We start from the raw sequence: 14,579 nt of genomic DNA, 5'->3' as shown, positions 1-14,579 counted from the left end.
CCCGATATCGAAAGAGAACCGGAGCGACAGCGTCATTGGCGGCCGAAAAGGGAGCGTGACGCGCCTTGCCGGGAACGATCGGATATGATTGAATTTAGACAGGTCGTCAACATGTATGCAAATCGGACGAACGGGGGAAATGCGCGGATGACAACTTCCATGCAATGGCACGAACGGCTCGAAAAGGCGATCCCATGGGGATCGAGCACCTGCTCGAAGGCGCCTTCGCTGCTGCCGGAGGAACCGGCCGTCATCGTAAAAGGAAAAGGGTGCCGGGTATGGGATGCCGACGGCAACGAATATATCGATTTTCGCAACGGCCTCGGTCCGATTACGTTAGGCTACCAATATCCCGAAGTCGACGAGGCGATTCGCCGCCAGCTCGAATGCGGCATCGTCTTCGGCCAGCCCCATCCGCTCGAGGCGGAGGTGGCGGAGCGGCTGTGCGAGCTGATTCCATGCGCCGATCGGGCGCGATTTTTGAAAACGGGCGGAGAGGCGATCGCCGCCGCCATCCGGATCGCGCGCGCTTATACGGGACGCGACCGAATCATCCAGATCGGCTATAACGGCTGGGTGAACAGCTTGTCCGCAGGCGGCCAGACGCTGCCGGGGCAAGCCGTTTCGGGCCAAAAGGCGGCGGGCGTTCCCGCCGCGATGTCCGAGCTGCACCTGTCGCTGCCGTGGAACGACATCGCCACGCTGGAGCGGTGGTTCGACCATTGCGGGGACGAAATCGCCGCCGTCGTCATCGCCGCCGATTACGCCCGGATGGAGGAAGGCCGGACGTTTTACCCGGCCGTTCGGGAATTGACCCGGAAGCGCGGGGCGCTGCTTGTTTACGACGAAATCGTCACCGGCTTCCGCATCGCCGTCGGCGGCGCGCAGCAATATTTCGGCGCGGTTCCCGATCTCGCCGTTTTCAGCAAAGGAATCGCCAACGGCATGCCGCTTTCGGCCTATGTCGGAGCGAAGGAAGTGATGGACGCTTGCGATCGCGGCGGCACGGTCATCTCGAGCACGTTCGGCGGGGAAACGCTTTCGCTTGCCGCCTCGAAGGCGACGATCGAGGTTTACAAGCGGCACGACGTCGTCGGGCATTTGTGGCGGCAAGGGGAGAAGCTGTGGGGCGGACTGAACGCCGTCTTCCGCCGGACCGGCGTGCCGCTCGAGCTGAAAGGCTTTTGGCCGTGCCCGACGTTTACGCTCGCGCCGGGCGCGAAAGCCGAAATCCGCGAGCGCTTTTTCCGGCTCGCTTACCGCAACGGCGTTTCGCTGTACAACGTTTCATATGTCAATTTCAGCCACGGGGACGACGATGTCGCCGAGGCGCTGGAGCGGCTTGCCCGCGCGTGCGAACAGCTGTAAGCGCGCTGCAAGGCGGCCGATCCGATAGGAGGCGAACCTACGATGATTATTGACGCGCATACGCACATATGGGGCGGCGATTACGACGGCAGCGTGGAGACGCTTTTGCGCGCCTGCGACGTGTTCGGCATATCGAAGCTGCACGTGTCCGGGTTGAAGTCGCACTATCCCGACGAAGCCGAAATCGCCGCTCTCAACAAAGACGTATACCGTTTCATGAAGGAGCAGCCGGGGCTCGTCGAAGGGTATTGTTACGTCAATCCGGCGCACGGAAACGCCCTCGACGTCCTGAAGCGGGGCATCGAGCAGTACGGCATGAGCGGGATGAAGCTGTGGGTCGCCACGTTTTGCGACGATCCGCGCGTGTTCCCGCTCGTCGAGACGTGCATCGGCGCCGGCATTCCGATTTTGATCCATTCGTTTTACAAGGCGGTCGACCAGCTGCCGTACGAAACGACGGGCGTTCACGTCGCCCGGCTGGCGAAGCGCTACCCGCAGGCGAAGCTGCTTATGGCGCATTTCGGCGGAAACTGCTACCACGGCATCAAGGCGGTGCGCGATTGCCGCAACGTCTGGCACGACTTTTCCGGTTCGCCGTTTCGACGCGACGATCTCGATTATGCGGTCGAACGCGTCGGCGCGGACCGGATCGTCTTCGGCTCCGACATGCCGATTACGTACGTCGTCAATTACGGACAAGTCGAGGAGGCCGATCTGACGGCCGAGCAGAAGGAGCGCATTTACTATAAAAACGCGCTCGAGCTGTTCGATCGCAGCTTTACGATCGGGTGACGACGCCGATTTCGGCGTGCGAAGGAGGGGGACGCATGCATTTCGATGTGAACGCGCTGCTCGGCCATTGGCCGTTTCGAAAAATCCGCAAAAACACGCTCGACCATCTGCGTGCGGTACATCGCGACAACGGGATAACGGGAGGCTACGTCGCGTCGCTGAACAGCATTTTTTACAACGACCCGTTCGAAGGCGACGAGGAGCTGCACGAGACGATCGCAGGCACGGAATACAAGCATGTGCTGACCGTGAATCCGACGCTGCCGGGCTGGCGGCGCGACATCGAGGAGGGACTCGCCCGGTTCGATATTCGCGGGGTGCGCATTTACCCGACGTATCACGACTACGACCTGGCGAGCGAGCCGGTCGCCGAGCTTTGCGGCGTCTTGAAGCGGCACGGGCTTCCGCTGTTCGTGACGAAGCGGATGGAGGACGAACGGCTCGATTATATGATGAAGCCGAAGCCGCTCGATGTCGGCCGGCTGCGGGCGTTCGCGAACGCTCATCCGGATTTGGACATCGTCGTGCTCAATATCCGGTTCAATGAAATCGCCGCGATGAAGAACGAGGCGAACCGGCTGCCGCGTCTGTTTTTCGACACATGCGGGCTGAAGGACAAGGTGTTCGCCCTGGAGGAGCTGCTTCGGATCGTTCCGGCGAGCAAGTTTTTATACGGCTCCCAGCATCCGCTGTACTGCTTGAAAAGCTCCTACGGCATTGTGGCCATGACGGGGCTGCCGGAACGAACGATTCGGGACATTTTGGCCGAAAACGTCAAAGTTTTGTCAAAGGTTGAGTAGCTCCGGGGAGCGCTCGATGGTTTATAATGTAAACGAGAGGCTGCCTCCGAATGAGGGACAGTCTCTTTGTGTTATTTTATATAACAATAAGTGTTGTGTTTAAAAAATATTCGTGAGTTTGCGTCATAAAACATGACATAACTATTGCGTTCTCGGCGATCGTGGTGTAATATTCAGTCATAACCTAATTTGTACGTTATTAAATCTAACATTAATAAGGAGATGGTCCTGATGAACATCGCGTTAATCGCCCATGACGTGAAGAAGGATGAACTGGTCAATCTGGTGATCGCCTATCATAACGTGTTTTCGCAGCACACGCTGTTCGCGACGGGCTCGACCGGGCAAAAAATCGCCGAGGAAGCGAAGCTGACCGTCGTGAAGCTGAGATCGGGCCCGCTCGGCGGCGATCAGCAAATCGGCGCGCTCGTCGCGCAAAACGAAATCGACGCCGTCATTTTTCTCCGCGATCCGCTCGTCGCCCTCGCGCACGAACCGGACGTCACCGCGCTGCTCCGCCTGTGCGACGTTCAATGCGTGCCGGTCGCGACGAACGTGGCGACCGCCGAGCTGCTCGTCAAGTCGCTCGAACGCCACGATTTGGCTTGGCGGAACGTCGTGCACCGCTACCGGATGGAGCTTAGAAGCGGCACCGAAGGCTGAACCGGGCCGGCGATGTCCGACTCCGGCAATTCCGTAGGAGCGGACGGCGTTTCAAAACGGCGCATGCACGGCTCATCGGGCGCAAAGCGCAACGACATCGCCGTGCCGGGCCAGCTTTACGTTCCCGGGAAGCCCGTAATCGGCGTCGATGTCGACTCCGTGCGACATGTGCGTGAAATACGCCATGTCCGGCTTCACCTCCCGCAGAAGCTCGAACGCCTCCGTCATATCGTAGACGGAACGCGATTCCGGCTTCGCCTCCTCTTTGTAAAAATTCGTGCCGAGCACCAGCATGTTCAAGCCGTGAAGCGGCTTTTTTTGTTGCTCCGTAAGCCGGATCGCGTCGGAGCAGTACGCCCAGCGAAAGCCCGGCTTTTCGAACCGGTAGGCGAACGACGTGCCGTTCCGGCCGTGGCACACTTCCCACGGCGTGATCGACCAGCCGCCGAACGCGAACCCGCCGTCGTTACTCAGAAACGCGAGCCGCCTTTCCAGCCACGGATATTGCCTGCGGATCGTTTCGAACACGACGGCCGGCGCATGGACGGCGCCTTTCGTCTCCGTCCACCGGCAGGCGTCGAACCATTCGGGCAGTCCCGCGATATGATCGTGATGCGGATGCGTGACGAGCGCCCGCTCGACCGAGCGGACGCCGAGCAGCTCCATCTGGGCGACCCAGTCCGGTCCGCAGTCCAGCAGCAAATCGCCGGCTTCGGTATGGACGATCGCCGACGAGCGGTACCTGCGGTTGCGGCCGGACGCGCGCGCCTCTTCGCAGACGCGGCATTCGCAATATACGCGGGGAACGCCCATCGAATCTCCGGTCCCCAAAAACGTAAGCCGATCCATTCGTCTCATCCCCCCGTCTTCGGCGTTTTGCCCAGCAGCTCCAGCGCGGTGGCGATGAACGCCTCCGCCGCCTTCGAAACGTAGCGGCCTTTCCGCCTGGCGATGACGATCGTCCGGGTCGGCCTGCTGTCGATCGACAAATAGGCCGGCGCCAGCTCGCTCCATTTGCCCCGTTCGACCATCGCGGGCACGAACGCGCAGCCCATGCCGGCGGCGACGAGCGACTGGACCGTCTCGATATTGCTGCTTTCGAACACGATGCGCGGAGAAAAGCCGGCGTGAAGGCAAAAGTCGATCGCCGTCTGGCGCAAGCCTTGTCCTTTTTTCAGCACGATGAACGGCTCGTCCTTGAACCGGGCCAAATCGACGGTGCCGCCGCGGTCCGCGCTGCGCGCCTCGGGGTGGCCGGGCGGGACGGCCAGCCGTATCTCCTCCTCGATCAGCACGTCGTACTCCAGCGCCGACTCCTGCTGCGGAAGCGACAGGACGCTCAGATCGGTGCGGCCCTCCGCGGTGAGCTGCGTCAAGATGGCGGACGTTTCTTCGACGAGCACGATTTCGATTTCGGGATACCGTTCCCGGAACACGGGAAGTACGGACGGCAGCATATGGGCGCCGGTAATCGGCATGCTTCCGATAATGAGCCGGCCTTTGCGCAACTGCGAAATATCGTCCATTTCCTGGCGGATTTCGCCGACCATGTCGACGATTTGCTGCGCCTTTTCGACGAACAGGCTGCCCGCATGGGTCAATTCGACCGAGTTCGTATTGCGGTGAAACAATAGCACGCCGAGCTCCTTTTCCAGCTTGGACAATTGCTGGCTGAGCGAAGGCTGGGCGATATGAAGCTTCTCCGCCGCGCGCGAGAAGTTTTTTTCGGCCGCGATTTGGATGGCGTATTGAAGCTGTCTGAATTCCATGCGGGGTGATCCTCCTAATTGACCGCTTATGTTTGGCTCCATTATACGGCATATGATACGAAAGCTCACGCGGGATCGCATAAAGCCTCGTTTGCTTTCGTTATACGGATCGTTCCGCGAACCGGTACGCCGTTCGGGCTGCGGGCGCCGCCCGCGAACGAAGCGGCTGCCGCTGCATCCGAGCGACGTTTGCCGCGGGCTGCCGTTCCGAGGCGCGCAGCGGACAAGCGCATCGGCCCGCTCGCCGAGCGTCGGACGCGCTTTGGTCATAGCCGCAGCCTATCGCGTTTATAGAAATTATATCTTGGAGCAATGACGACAGCCGTGGTATGATTGTACCAAAGATCGGAGAGGTGAATGATATGGCAAAGAGAACGATGTTCGAAAAAATTTGGGATAATCACGTCATTTATCAAGAGCAAGGCAAGCCGAGCATTATTTACATCGACCTTCACCTGGTCCACGAGGTTACGTCGCCGCAGGCGTTCGAAGGGCTTCGCCTGGCGAACCGCAAAGTGCGCCGTCCGGACCTTACGTTCGCCACGATGGACCACAACGTGCCGACGAAGGACCGGTTCAATATCGCGGACCCGATTTCCAAGCAGCAGATCGATACGCTGTCGAAAAACTGCGCCGATTTCGGCGTCAAGCTGTTCGACCTGAACCATGTCGACCAAGGCGTCGTGCACGTCATGGGGCCTGAAGTCGGCCTTACGCACCCCGGCAAAACGATCGTTTGCGGCGACAGCCATACGTCCACGCACGGCGCGTTCGGCGCGCTCGCGTTCGGCATCGGCACGAGCGAGGTCGAACACGTGCTCGCGACGCAATGCTTGCAGCAGGCGAAGCCGAAAACGATGGAAGTGCGCGTCGTCGGCAAGCTGAAAGCCGGCATTACGGCCAAAGATTTGATTCTCGGCATCATCGCCAAATACGGCACCGATTTCGCGACGGGCTACGTCATCGAATATACGGGCGAAGCGATCCGGGCCCTCACGATGGAAGAGCGGATGACCGTCTGCAACATGTCGATCGAAGCGGGCGCGAGAGCGGGCATGATCGCTCCGGACCAAACGACGTTCGACTATTTGCGCGGCCGCGATTACGTGCCGCAGGGCGAAGCGTTCGACCGCGCCGTCGAAGAGTGGAAGCAGCTCGTCACCGACGAGGGCGCGGCATACGATACGGTCGTCGAATTCGACGCCGAATCGCTGATCCCGCAAGTGACTTGGGGCACGAGCCCGGGCATGGGCACCGACGTTACGGCGAACGTGCCGGACCCGGCCAGCTTCGCGACCGAAAACGAACGGAAAGCGGCCGAGAAGGCGCTTGAATATATGGGACTTACTCCCGGCACGCCGATGACCGAGCTGAAGGTCGACCGCGTCTTCATCGGTTCGTGCACGAACGGGCGGATCGAAGATTTGCGCGCGGCGGCGGAGGTGGCCAAAGGCTACAAAGTCGCGTCCCACGTGAACGCGATCGTCGTTCCGGGCTCCGGGCGGGTGAAGCTGCAGGCGGAGAAGGAAGGACTGGACAAAATTTTCACCGAAGCGGGCTTCGAATGGCGCGACGCCGGCTGCAGCATGTGCCTCGCCATGAACCCGGACGTGCTCAGCCCGGGCGAGCGCTGCGCGTCGACGTCGAACCGGAACTTCGAAGGCCGTCAAGGCCGCGGCGGACGGACGCATCTCGTCTCTCCGGCGATGGCCGCGGCCGCTGCGATCGCGGGACGTTTCGTCGACGTTCGCGACTGGAAATTCAAAGTCGAAGCGGGCGTTTAATTAGCGGAAGCGAGAAACGATAGGGAGAGGATTACGATGCAACCATTTAAAAAGCATACCGGTCTCGTAGGTCCCGTGGACCGGGTTAACGTGGATACGGACGCGATTATTCCGAAACAATTTTTGAAGCGGATCGAACGAACCGGCTTCGGACAATTTCTGTTCTACGAATGGAGATTCGACGAGCAGGGCAACGTCAATCCCGCCTTCGATCTGAACAAGCCGCGCTACCAAGGCGCCTCGATCTTGATTTCCCGCGCCAACTTCGGCTGCGGCTCGTCGCGGGAGCACGCTCCGTGGGCGATTATGGACTACGGCTTCCAAGTCGTCATCGCACCGTCGTTCGCCGACATTTTTTACAACAACTGCTTCAAAAACGGCATTTTGCCGATCAAGCTGAGCGAGGAGCAGGTCGAAGAGCTGTTCCGGCGCACGGCGGCGAACGAAGGCTACAAGCTGACCGTCGATCTGGAAAACAAAATGATCGCGGACGACAAAGGGCTGACCATCTCGTTCGACCTCGACGAGCATCGCCGCCAGTTTTTGCTGCTCGGTCTGGACGACATCGGCCTTACGCTGCAGCATGAAGATTTGATCTCCGCTTATGAAGCGAAGCAGGCGGCCCGCCTCGGCTGACAGCCGGCGATGGAACGCCTGATAAGCCCCGGAGCGGCCGGCAAGCGCGATGCTTGCCGGTACCGCCGCCGGGGCTTTTTTGATGCGCCATAGCGGGCGATTCGCGCCTCAATAGGCGAAATGCTCGAGGAGATCGTACAGCCGGAGCTTTCCTTCGTCCGGCTCGATCCCGTATTCGGCGTAAAACAGCGGCACATACGTTTCGCCGAAATTGCGGACGATGCTGCGGTGCGCCGCGGCGAAATCGCGATACGGGTCCGAACAGCCCGCGTCGGCCAAGTCGATAAATCCGCCGATCGCCTCGCCGTCGATCGTTATGTTCGGCACGCTGTAGTCGCCGTGGCAGAAGACGAGACGTTCCTCGTATTCGGCTATGCCCCTGCACAGCTCCTCGTACAGCAGCTCCATCCGTTCCCCGAAGCGCCGCTCCACGCTTTCGCGGTCGACCGCCCCTTCGGACAGCCGCCGCTCGATACGCCGCATTTGGACGGCAAGCGAGCAGTCGAACGGACAATGTTCGATGCCGACGCCGTGAATGCGTTTCAGCCCGTGCGCGAGCAGCGAGACCGTCCGTCCCGCGTCTTCCCGGAACGATTCGTGGGTGGCGTCCAGCCCTGGCGATTCTGTCATGTGCAAATATTCGTAGTCGCCGTCGGCCCCGTAAAACAGGACGGCCGGCACCGGCAGCTTGCCCCGCAGCCAGTCCAGCTTGTCGCGGTACGGGCGCAGCGGCTCGCCGCGGCCGATCGGCAATATTTTCAAATAGGATGCCCCTCGTTCCGCCTGAATATGATACGTAAACGCTCCCGAATACGGCGCGTCGACGAGACGATGCCGCGCGAAGGCAATCGACTCCCGCAGCCGTCCGGGCAGCGGAAATTGCTCCAGGTTCATGTCCGGTCCCCGCTTTTCGAATGATCTTTTTCCCGTATCGTAGCATAGTCCGGGCTCTCCCGCATTCGTAACGTTTGCTTAAAACCGATTTATCCGTTCTCCCGCTGTCATTTGCTGTGAAAATTGGCGAAAAAACGATCAAATGGCGGACGACTGCATTCTATCGCCGCCTTTGTTCGACTTTTTGTCAAATAGATATAGATTTTAGAACTTTTTTCGCAACTTTTGGTGCTTTTTCGGCGTCTAACCGTATGTCTGATGCTGGCAAATGTATGCAATGCGGCGTCCCTTTCTATCGAAAATTGCTGGAAACGAAATCCGGGCTTCGACTCGGGCATAAGGGTTGTCCGCGGGCCGATCGCCGATTCGGAATCGCCGGACTTTGCCGGCTGGAAAGGGACCGCGGCGGCTGCGTTTGCCGGAGCGGCTCTCCAAATTCGAAATGAAGCTCAGAGGTGTACGATGAAGTTCTTAAAACTGTTGCTGCCGGCCTTATGGATCGCCTTGATGCTGCTCGTGCCGAACGGTGCGTTCGCCGCGGAGGACGACATTCAGCTGTTCCTGAACGACAAGAAGCTGTCGCCCGAAGTGCCGCCTCGTATCGTAGGCGAAGGAACGACGATCGTTCCGGTACGGATCATTTCCGAAGAGTTGAAAGCGAAAGTGTCGTGGGACGAGAAGGAACGAAAGGTGAAAATCGAGCAGGACCGAACGACGATCGAGATGAAAATCGACGATCCGATCGCGACGGTAAACGGCAAGGCGCTGCCGAAGCTCGACGCGGCGCCGACGATCGTGGACGGCAGCACGCTCGTGCCGATCCGTTTCGTCGCGGAGCAGTTCGGTTTGAAAGTCGGGTGGGACGGAACGTCCCGGTCGGTGCTGCTGTATAAAATGGCGCAGGATTCGGCGACGGCGGGCGACGGCGGCGGACAAGCCGGCAACGGGACGAACGGCGCCGGAACGAACGGTTCGACGAACGGAAGCGGGAATACCGGCAAGCCGCCGGAATCGGGCGCCTCGGCGGGGAACGGCGGCAGCGCGGGCTCCGGCGGCGGCAAGCCGGGCGGAACCGACGGGAACGCCACCGGCGGCGGGGTCGGGTCGGGAACCGGCTCGGGCGCGACCGGCCAGCCGGGGAACGGGGCGGGCCAGACCGGAAGCGGCACAAGCCGGCCGGGCGGCGCGGCCGCCGGCGACAAGACGCTGCCGGCTCTGACGAAGCTCGAGGTCGCAGGCGAGGAGATCGTAATCCGGACATCGGCGGACGTCACGCCGAAGACGTCCACGCTGAACAATCCGTTCCGGATCGTAATCGATCTGCCCAATGCGACGCTCGGCGCCTTCGCCAAGCCGGGCAACGCGGGCTTGGGAGGGGAAATCGCGGTTCAACATCCGCGAGTCGAAAAAATCCGGTATGCGCTGTATACCGACAACCCTTCCACCGTACGCATCGTGCTCGATATGAAGCAAAAATCGGATTATCATTTAACGGAAACGAAATCGCTCAAGCAATGGTCGGTATCGCTGGCGGACAAGAAGTTTACGGTCGTGATCGACGCCGGACACGGAGGATCGGATCCCGGGGCCGGCTCCATAAGTTCGCGCAAGGAAAAGGATTTTACGCTCCCCGTGGCGAATAAAGTGTACAAGCTGCTGCAGAAGGAGCCGTCCGTCCGCACGCTCATGACGCGCACGGACGATACATATCCGACGCTCGACGAGCGCGTGGCGCTCGCGAACGACGCGAACGCGGACTTGTTCGTATCGATTCACGGCAATTCGTTCAAGCCTTCGATCAGCGGGACGGAGACGTATTACAGCCGGACGGACAGTCTGCCTTTCGCCAAGCTGATGCATAAATGGCTCGTTCAGGCGACGATGCTTCCGGACCGGAACGTTCGTCAATCGGACTTTAAGGTCATTCGCGAGACGACGATGCCGGCCGTTTTGCTCGAGGTCGGGTATTTGAGCAACGCGAACGACGAAGCCCAAATGTATACCGAGCCGTTCCAGGATCGGGTGGCGAACGCGATCGTGAACGCGATCAAGGAGCAGCTGCAAATCGCCGGCAATCCGGCGGCCCAAACGCCGCAAACGCCGCAAACGCCGCAAACGCCGTCACAATCGAAGACGCAAACGCAAACGCAAACCCAGTCGGAGCAGACGTCCAAGCAAACGGCGGCCCAGCCGGACAAAACGTCGGGCGCCGGTTCGGTAACGACGGCTTCGGAAGCCGCGAAGCCGGCCGGCACGATTTCGCCCTCGCAGACGCAGACGGCGGACGGCGCCAAGCAAGCCGGAACGGGAACGGACAAAACCGTCCAACAGGCGAAATAAGGTGCCTTTGCCTTCGGCAAAGTTCGGCAGTGCTTACGAAGTAAACTTTGCCTTCGGCAAAGTTCTTAGGAGTGATTACGATGGAGCGAAAGTTCGGTTACAGGCAACTACTTCTCGGTGTGACGCTCGCCCTTGCGGTGACCGGCTGCGCGAAAGCAAAAACTCCCGATTCCGCGGCGAACGGCTCGGGATCCGGAACCGGACCCGGAGCGCAAACGGAAGCGCCGTCGGTCAAGCAGCTCAAAGTGAAGACGTATTACGCCGACGACAATCTCGACAAGCTGATCGAACGCGAAGCGACGGTATCGATCAAGGACGACGCCGATAAATACGCCGCGGCGCTGAACGCCTCGAAAACGCCCCCCGAAGCGACGTTGTCGTCGCTCAGCAAAGGGATTACGTACCGTACCGTCAAGTACGACGGCGGCGGCGTCACGCTCGACATTTCGATCGCCGACTCCGGGCGTCTCGGCGCGCCGGGCGAAGACTTGCTCGTGCAGTCGATCCGCAAGTCGCTGTTCCAGTTCAGCGAAGTCCAGTCGATCGAGGTGCTCGTCGACGGCAAGAAGACGGAAAGCCTGATGGGCCACGTAAGTCTTCCGCATCCGATGAAACGATAACCGACGACTTAGCGAGGATGACGGCGAAGCCGAACCGGTCCGGGATCGATCGTCCGACCGGCTCGTTTCGCCGGACATGCTCCTGCAGGCGACCAAGACCACTATAGGAATGGCGGGGGAGAATCGGAATGAAACGAAAGATGAGAAAAACTTTGAAGCTGGCCGCAACGTATTCGCTCGTATCCACGATGCTGCTTGCCGCGCCGGTTTATGCGGAGCCGACGGGAGGAACGGGGACGTCCGGCTCGAATACGTCCGGGACGTCGCAAACGGCGTCGAACGTGCGCGTTTCGTTCCCCGACGTTCCGGCCGCTCACTGGGCCGTCAAGCATATTACGCGGCTGGCCGTCGAGGGCATCGTCCAAGGGGACGATCTGGGACGGTACAACCCGGACAGCTCGGTCAGCCAGCAGGACGTCATCATTATGGCGATCCGCATGATGGGGCTGGAAAACGCGGCGCTGCAAAGCAAGACGAACGTCGCGCTGCCGTTCGGCGAGGACGACGTCCGGAAGGACGCGCGCCCGTACGTCGCCTACGCGATCGATCAAGGGCTGATCGACCTGCAGGAAGAGTATACGGCCGGCAAAAAATGGGGGACGAAGGAAGCGCCGCGCGAATGGGTTGCCAAAGTCGTCGTCCGCGCGATCGGCAAAAAGCAGGAGGCCCAAAACCGGGCGGGGACGCCGTCGTCGTTCGCCGACAACGGCAAAATCACGCCGTCGGCCGTAGGCTATGTCAATGCCGCCGTCGCCCTCGGCCTCGTCAACGGCTTCGAGGACAACACGTTCCGTCCCGACGGCAGCGTAACGAGAGCGCAAATGGCAACGTTTTGGAGCCGCGCCGAGAAATATTTGGCCAATCCGTCCAGCCGCATTTTGAAAGGGACGGTCATGGCGCAAAACGGCAACAAGCTGACGATCCGCGACGCCGGCGGCGCGACGAAGGACGTCCAGCTGAGTGCGAACGCCTTGTTTTTCACCTACAAGGACGATACGACGCGGTTGTCGCCGTCGGACATCAAGCTGTACAACGAAGTGTACGTGCTGCAAAATCAAGGCGTCGCCTATTTCGTCGAAGTGACGAACGACGAAATTCCGATGAAGAGCATCGAAGGGACGCTCGTCAGCGTGAACGTCAACGACTTGACCGCGTCGGTTCAAGTCGACGGCAAATATTATACATACGAACTGTCCTCCAACGTATCGGTGCTGGATGTGAACGGAGGCGGCCTCAGTCTCGGCTCGCTGGCCGAAAACTCGATCGTGGAGCTGCGGAAGCACGCGATGATCGAGGATGCCAAAGTGTCGCAAATTATCGTCAAAAAAGCGCCGGTCAACAAGACGGTAACCGCCGCCTTCCAATCGTTCGACATCGCGGCGCTGACCGTGGCGGTGAAGGACCGGGAGACAGGGGCCGTCGAAACGTATCCGATTACCGACAAGTCCGTCTTTAAGCAGGGCGGCAACTATTTCGACCCGGCCAATTTGTTCGAGGGCGATATCGTGCGCGTCGTCGTCAAAAACGACAAGGTGACGGAAATCGAAGTCGTCCAGCAAATCGTCGAGAAGCGCGACTCCGGCAAGCTGCTCTCCATCAGCGACGACAAAACGATCATTACGATCCAGAAGGCGGGAGACGAGCTTTCCTCGTACCGCGTATCCGAGAAGCTGCTCGTCGTCCTCGGCGACAACCAGTACGGCTCGGTTCGCGACCTGATGCCCGGCGACGAAGTGAAGCTCGAAATCAACCAGAACAAAGTCGACAAAGTGACGGTCGGCAGCCGTACGATCGAAAATTTGACGCTGGCGACGATCGAAGATTTCAACGCCGAGAAAAAGTATTTGATTTTGAAGGACGATTTGGGCAAGCTGAAAATTTATACGATCACCGATACGACGACGCTCAAATACGACGACAACGCCCTTCCGTACGACTCGTTCAAAAGCTATTTGGTCAAAGGCAAGCGCGTCAACGTCGTCGCCTCGCAGGACAAGTTGATTTCGGTGCAATATGCGTCTAAAATGGAAGGAACGATCGTTTCCGTCAGTACGACGACCGGCGAAGTGACGATCAAAACGGCTAGCGGCGTGAACCAAACGTACAAGACGGCAAGCAGCGTCTACGTGAGCCGATACAGCCAATCGATCGGAAAGCTGGCCGATCTGAAGGCCGGCGATTACATTCGCGGGTTTTTCGACGGCTCCCAGGACACCGTCATTTCGATTTCGGTCCGCGAGACGCAGCTCGTCCATACGACGGGGATCGACGCGTCGACGAACACGATCACGGTGCAGGACTTGGCGGGCGCCAGCCGCTCGTTCTCGCTGTCGTCAATGCCGGTGCACAAGAACGGCACCGCGGTCGGGATCGGAAGCATCCAGCTGGACGAGCCGCTGTTCGTGACGTTCGTCGGCAGCTCGCAGGAAAGCGTGCAGGTCGTCGACGCGGTTCGCGGCAAAGTGTCCTCGGTCGATGCCGCGACCGGCAAAATTACCGTCGTCGATTACTCGAACAACAGTCAGACGATCGAGACGGGCAACAAAGTGACCGTCAAGAGCGGGACGACGACGCTCGCGTCGATTGCGGTGCTCAACCCCGAAGACCGGGTCGAAATCGCGAAGGACGCAAGCGGCCATACGACCGTGCTCGTACTCGCAGCCGAAAAATGGTCGTATTTGTCTTACGACGCGAATCTCAAGGAAATTACGTTCATGCGCCGCACGATCGCCGACAAGCCGAACTATTTGCTGCACAGCAAAGCGTACGTGCATCAAGGGACGCAAACGGTGGCGCCGAACTCGTTTGCGCAAGGCGAAGAGCTGACCGTCTATTTCTTGAATGGCAAAGTGTTGGAAATCGTAAAGCCGTAGCGTGCAATACCCATACGTTCGGTTTATCGTCGCCGGTGCA

The 14,579-nt window shown here is 59.8% G+C and carries 12 protein-coding genes; 9 read left to right on the top strand and 3 right to left on the bottom strand.

The features are described from left to right. Nucleotides 1-147 precede the first annotated feature (147 nt). The 4 genes from PV407_RS00990 to PV407_RS00975 all read left to right on the top strand — a co-directional run bounded on the left by PV407_RS00990 (nt 148) and on the right by PV407_RS00975 (nt 3,623). Nucleotides 148-1,368: an aminotransferase class III-fold pyridoxal phosphate-dependent enzyme gene (locus PV407_RS00990; RefSeq protein WP_332087982.1), complete on the top strand. Its 1,221-nt coding sequence runs from the start codon at nt 148-150 to the stop codon at nt 1,366-1,368. A 42-nt stretch (nt 1,369-1,410) separates the two neighbouring features. Then, the gene (locus PV407_RS00985) at nt 1,411-2,160 is read left to right on the top strand and encodes an amidohydrolase family protein (protein WP_332087981.1); all 750 of its coding nucleotides are present in this window, start codon (nt 1,411-1,413) and stop codon (nt 2,158-2,160) included. Nucleotides 2,161-2,195: 35 nt separating this feature from the next. Continuing rightward, nucleotides 2,196-2,960, top strand: coding sequence for an amidohydrolase family protein (locus PV407_RS00980; protein ID WP_332087980.1), 765 nt, complete (start codon nt 2,196-2,198; stop codon nt 2,958-2,960). Between the two features lie 231 nt (nt 2,961-3,191). Further along, on the top strand, nt 3,192-3,623 hold the full coding sequence (locus tag PV407_RS00975; protein WP_332087979.1) for a methylglyoxal synthase: 432 nt from the start codon (nt 3,192-3,194) through the stop codon (nt 3,621-3,623). Nucleotides 3,624-3,695: 72 nt separating this feature from the next. Here the strand turns inward: PV407_RS00975 and PV407_RS00970 are convergent, their stop codons facing one another. Together PV407_RS00970 and PV407_RS00965 are read right to left on the bottom strand one after the other, a co-directional pair. Then, on the bottom strand, nt 3,696-4,472 hold the full coding sequence (locus PV407_RS00970) for an MBL fold metallo-hydrolase (protein ID WP_332087978.1): 777 nt from the start codon (nt 4,470-4,472) through the stop codon (nt 3,696-3,698). Nucleotides 4,473-4,477: 5 nt separating this feature from the next. Further along, entirely contained in the window at nt 4,478-5,392 is a 915-nt protein-coding gene (locus PV407_RS00965) for a LysR family transcriptional regulator (protein WP_332087977.1), read from the bottom strand. Nucleotides 5,393-5,754: 362 nt separating this feature from the next. On the opposite strand from PV407_RS00965, the gene leuC reads away from it, so the two are divergent. Continuing rightward, the gene (gene leuC / locus PV407_RS00960) at nt 5,755-7,176 is read left to right on the top strand and encodes a 3-isopropylmalate dehydratase large subunit (protein ID WP_332087976.1); all 1,422 of its coding nucleotides are present in this window, start codon (nt 5,755-5,757) and stop codon (nt 7,174-7,176) included. Nucleotides 7,177-7,212: 36 nt separating this feature from the next. Further along, nucleotides 7,213-7,812: a 3-isopropylmalate dehydratase small subunit gene (gene leuD / locus PV407_RS00955; protein ID WP_332087975.1), complete on the top strand. Its 600-nt coding sequence runs from the start codon at nt 7,213-7,215 to the stop codon at nt 7,810-7,812. Nucleotides 7,813-7,920: 108 nt separating this feature from the next. Here leuD and PV407_RS00950 read toward each other — a convergent pair whose 3' ends face one another. Beyond that, on the bottom strand, nt 7,921-8,706 hold the full coding sequence (locus PV407_RS00950) for an aminoglycoside 3'-phosphotransferase (RefSeq protein WP_332087974.1): 786 nt from the start codon (nt 8,704-8,706) through the stop codon (nt 7,921-7,923). Between the two features lie 462 nt (nt 8,707-9,168). Between PV407_RS00950 and PV407_RS00945 the strand changes: the two genes are divergently transcribed. The 3 genes from PV407_RS00945 to PV407_RS00935 all read left to right on the top strand — a co-directional run bounded on the left by PV407_RS00945 (nt 9,169) and on the right by PV407_RS00935 (nt 14,539). After that, entirely contained in the window at nt 9,169-11,046 is a 1,878-nt protein-coding gene (locus tag PV407_RS00945; protein WP_332087973.1) for an N-acetylmuramoyl-L-alanine amidase family protein, read from the top strand. Nucleotides 11,047-11,126: 80 nt separating this feature from the next. Further along, on the top strand, nt 11,127-11,666 hold the full coding sequence (locus tag PV407_RS00940) for a GerMN domain-containing protein (protein WP_332087972.1): 540 nt from the start codon (nt 11,127-11,129) through the stop codon (nt 11,664-11,666). Nucleotides 11,667-11,794: 128 nt separating this feature from the next. Beyond that, nucleotides 11,795-14,539 carry an S-layer homology domain-containing protein gene (locus tag PV407_RS00935; protein ID WP_332087971.1) on the top strand — a complete coding sequence of 915 codons (2,745 nt, stop codon included), beginning with the start codon at nt 11,795-11,797 and terminating at the stop codon, nt 14,537-14,539. Nucleotides 14,540-14,579 lie beyond the last annotated feature (40 nt).

Source organism: Paenibacillus sp. GYB003 (genome assembly GCF_036577625.1).
Taxonomy (GTDB): Bacteria; Bacillota; Bacilli; order Paenibacillales; family NBRC-103111; genus Paenibacillus_AB.
This window is presented reverse-complemented; position numbering and strand designations above follow the sequence as displayed.

Excerpts from the sequence above, each read along its gene's own strand:
- PV407_RS00990 (WP_332087982.1), top strand. The coding sequence starts at position 148 with ATGACAACTTCCATGCAATGGCACGAACGGCTCGAAAAGGCGATCCCA.
- PV407_RS00985 (WP_332087981.1), top strand. The coding sequence starts at position 1,411 with ATGATTATTGACGCGCATACGCACATATGGGGCGGCGATTACGACGGC.
- PV407_RS00980 (WP_332087980.1), top strand. The coding sequence starts at position 2,196 with ATGCATTTCGATGTGAACGCGCTGCTCGGCCATTGGCCGTTTCGAAAA.
- PV407_RS00975 (WP_332087979.1), top strand. The coding sequence starts at position 3,192 with ATGAACATCGCGTTAATCGCCCATGACGTGAAGAAGGATGAACTGGTC.
- PV407_RS00970 (WP_332087978.1), bottom strand. The coding sequence starts at position 4,472 with ATGGATCGGCTTACGTTTTTGGGGACCGGAGATTCGATGGGCGTTCCC.
- PV407_RS00965 (WP_332087977.1), bottom strand. The coding sequence starts at position 5,392 with ATGGAATTCAGACAGCTTCAATACGCCATCCAAATCGCGGCCGAAAAA.
- leuC (WP_332087976.1), top strand. The coding sequence starts at position 5,755 with ATGGCAAAGAGAACGATGTTCGAAAAAATTTGGGATAATCACGTCATT.
- leuD (WP_332087975.1), top strand. The coding sequence starts at position 7,213 with ATGCAACCATTTAAAAAGCATACCGGTCTCGTAGGTCCCGTGGACCGG.
- PV407_RS00950 (WP_332087974.1), bottom strand. The coding sequence starts at position 8,706 with ATGAACCTGGAGCAATTTCCGCTGCCCGGACGGCTGCGGGAGTCGATT.
- PV407_RS00945 (WP_332087973.1), top strand. The coding sequence starts at position 9,169 with ATGAAGTTCTTAAAACTGTTGCTGCCGGCCTTATGGATCGCCTTGATG.
- PV407_RS00940 (WP_332087972.1), top strand. The coding sequence starts at position 11,127 with ATGGAGCGAAAGTTCGGTTACAGGCAACTACTTCTCGGTGTGACGCTC.
- PV407_RS00935 (WP_332087971.1), top strand. The coding sequence starts at position 11,795 with ATGAAACGAAAGATGAGAAAAACTTTGAAGCTGGCCGCAACGTATTCG.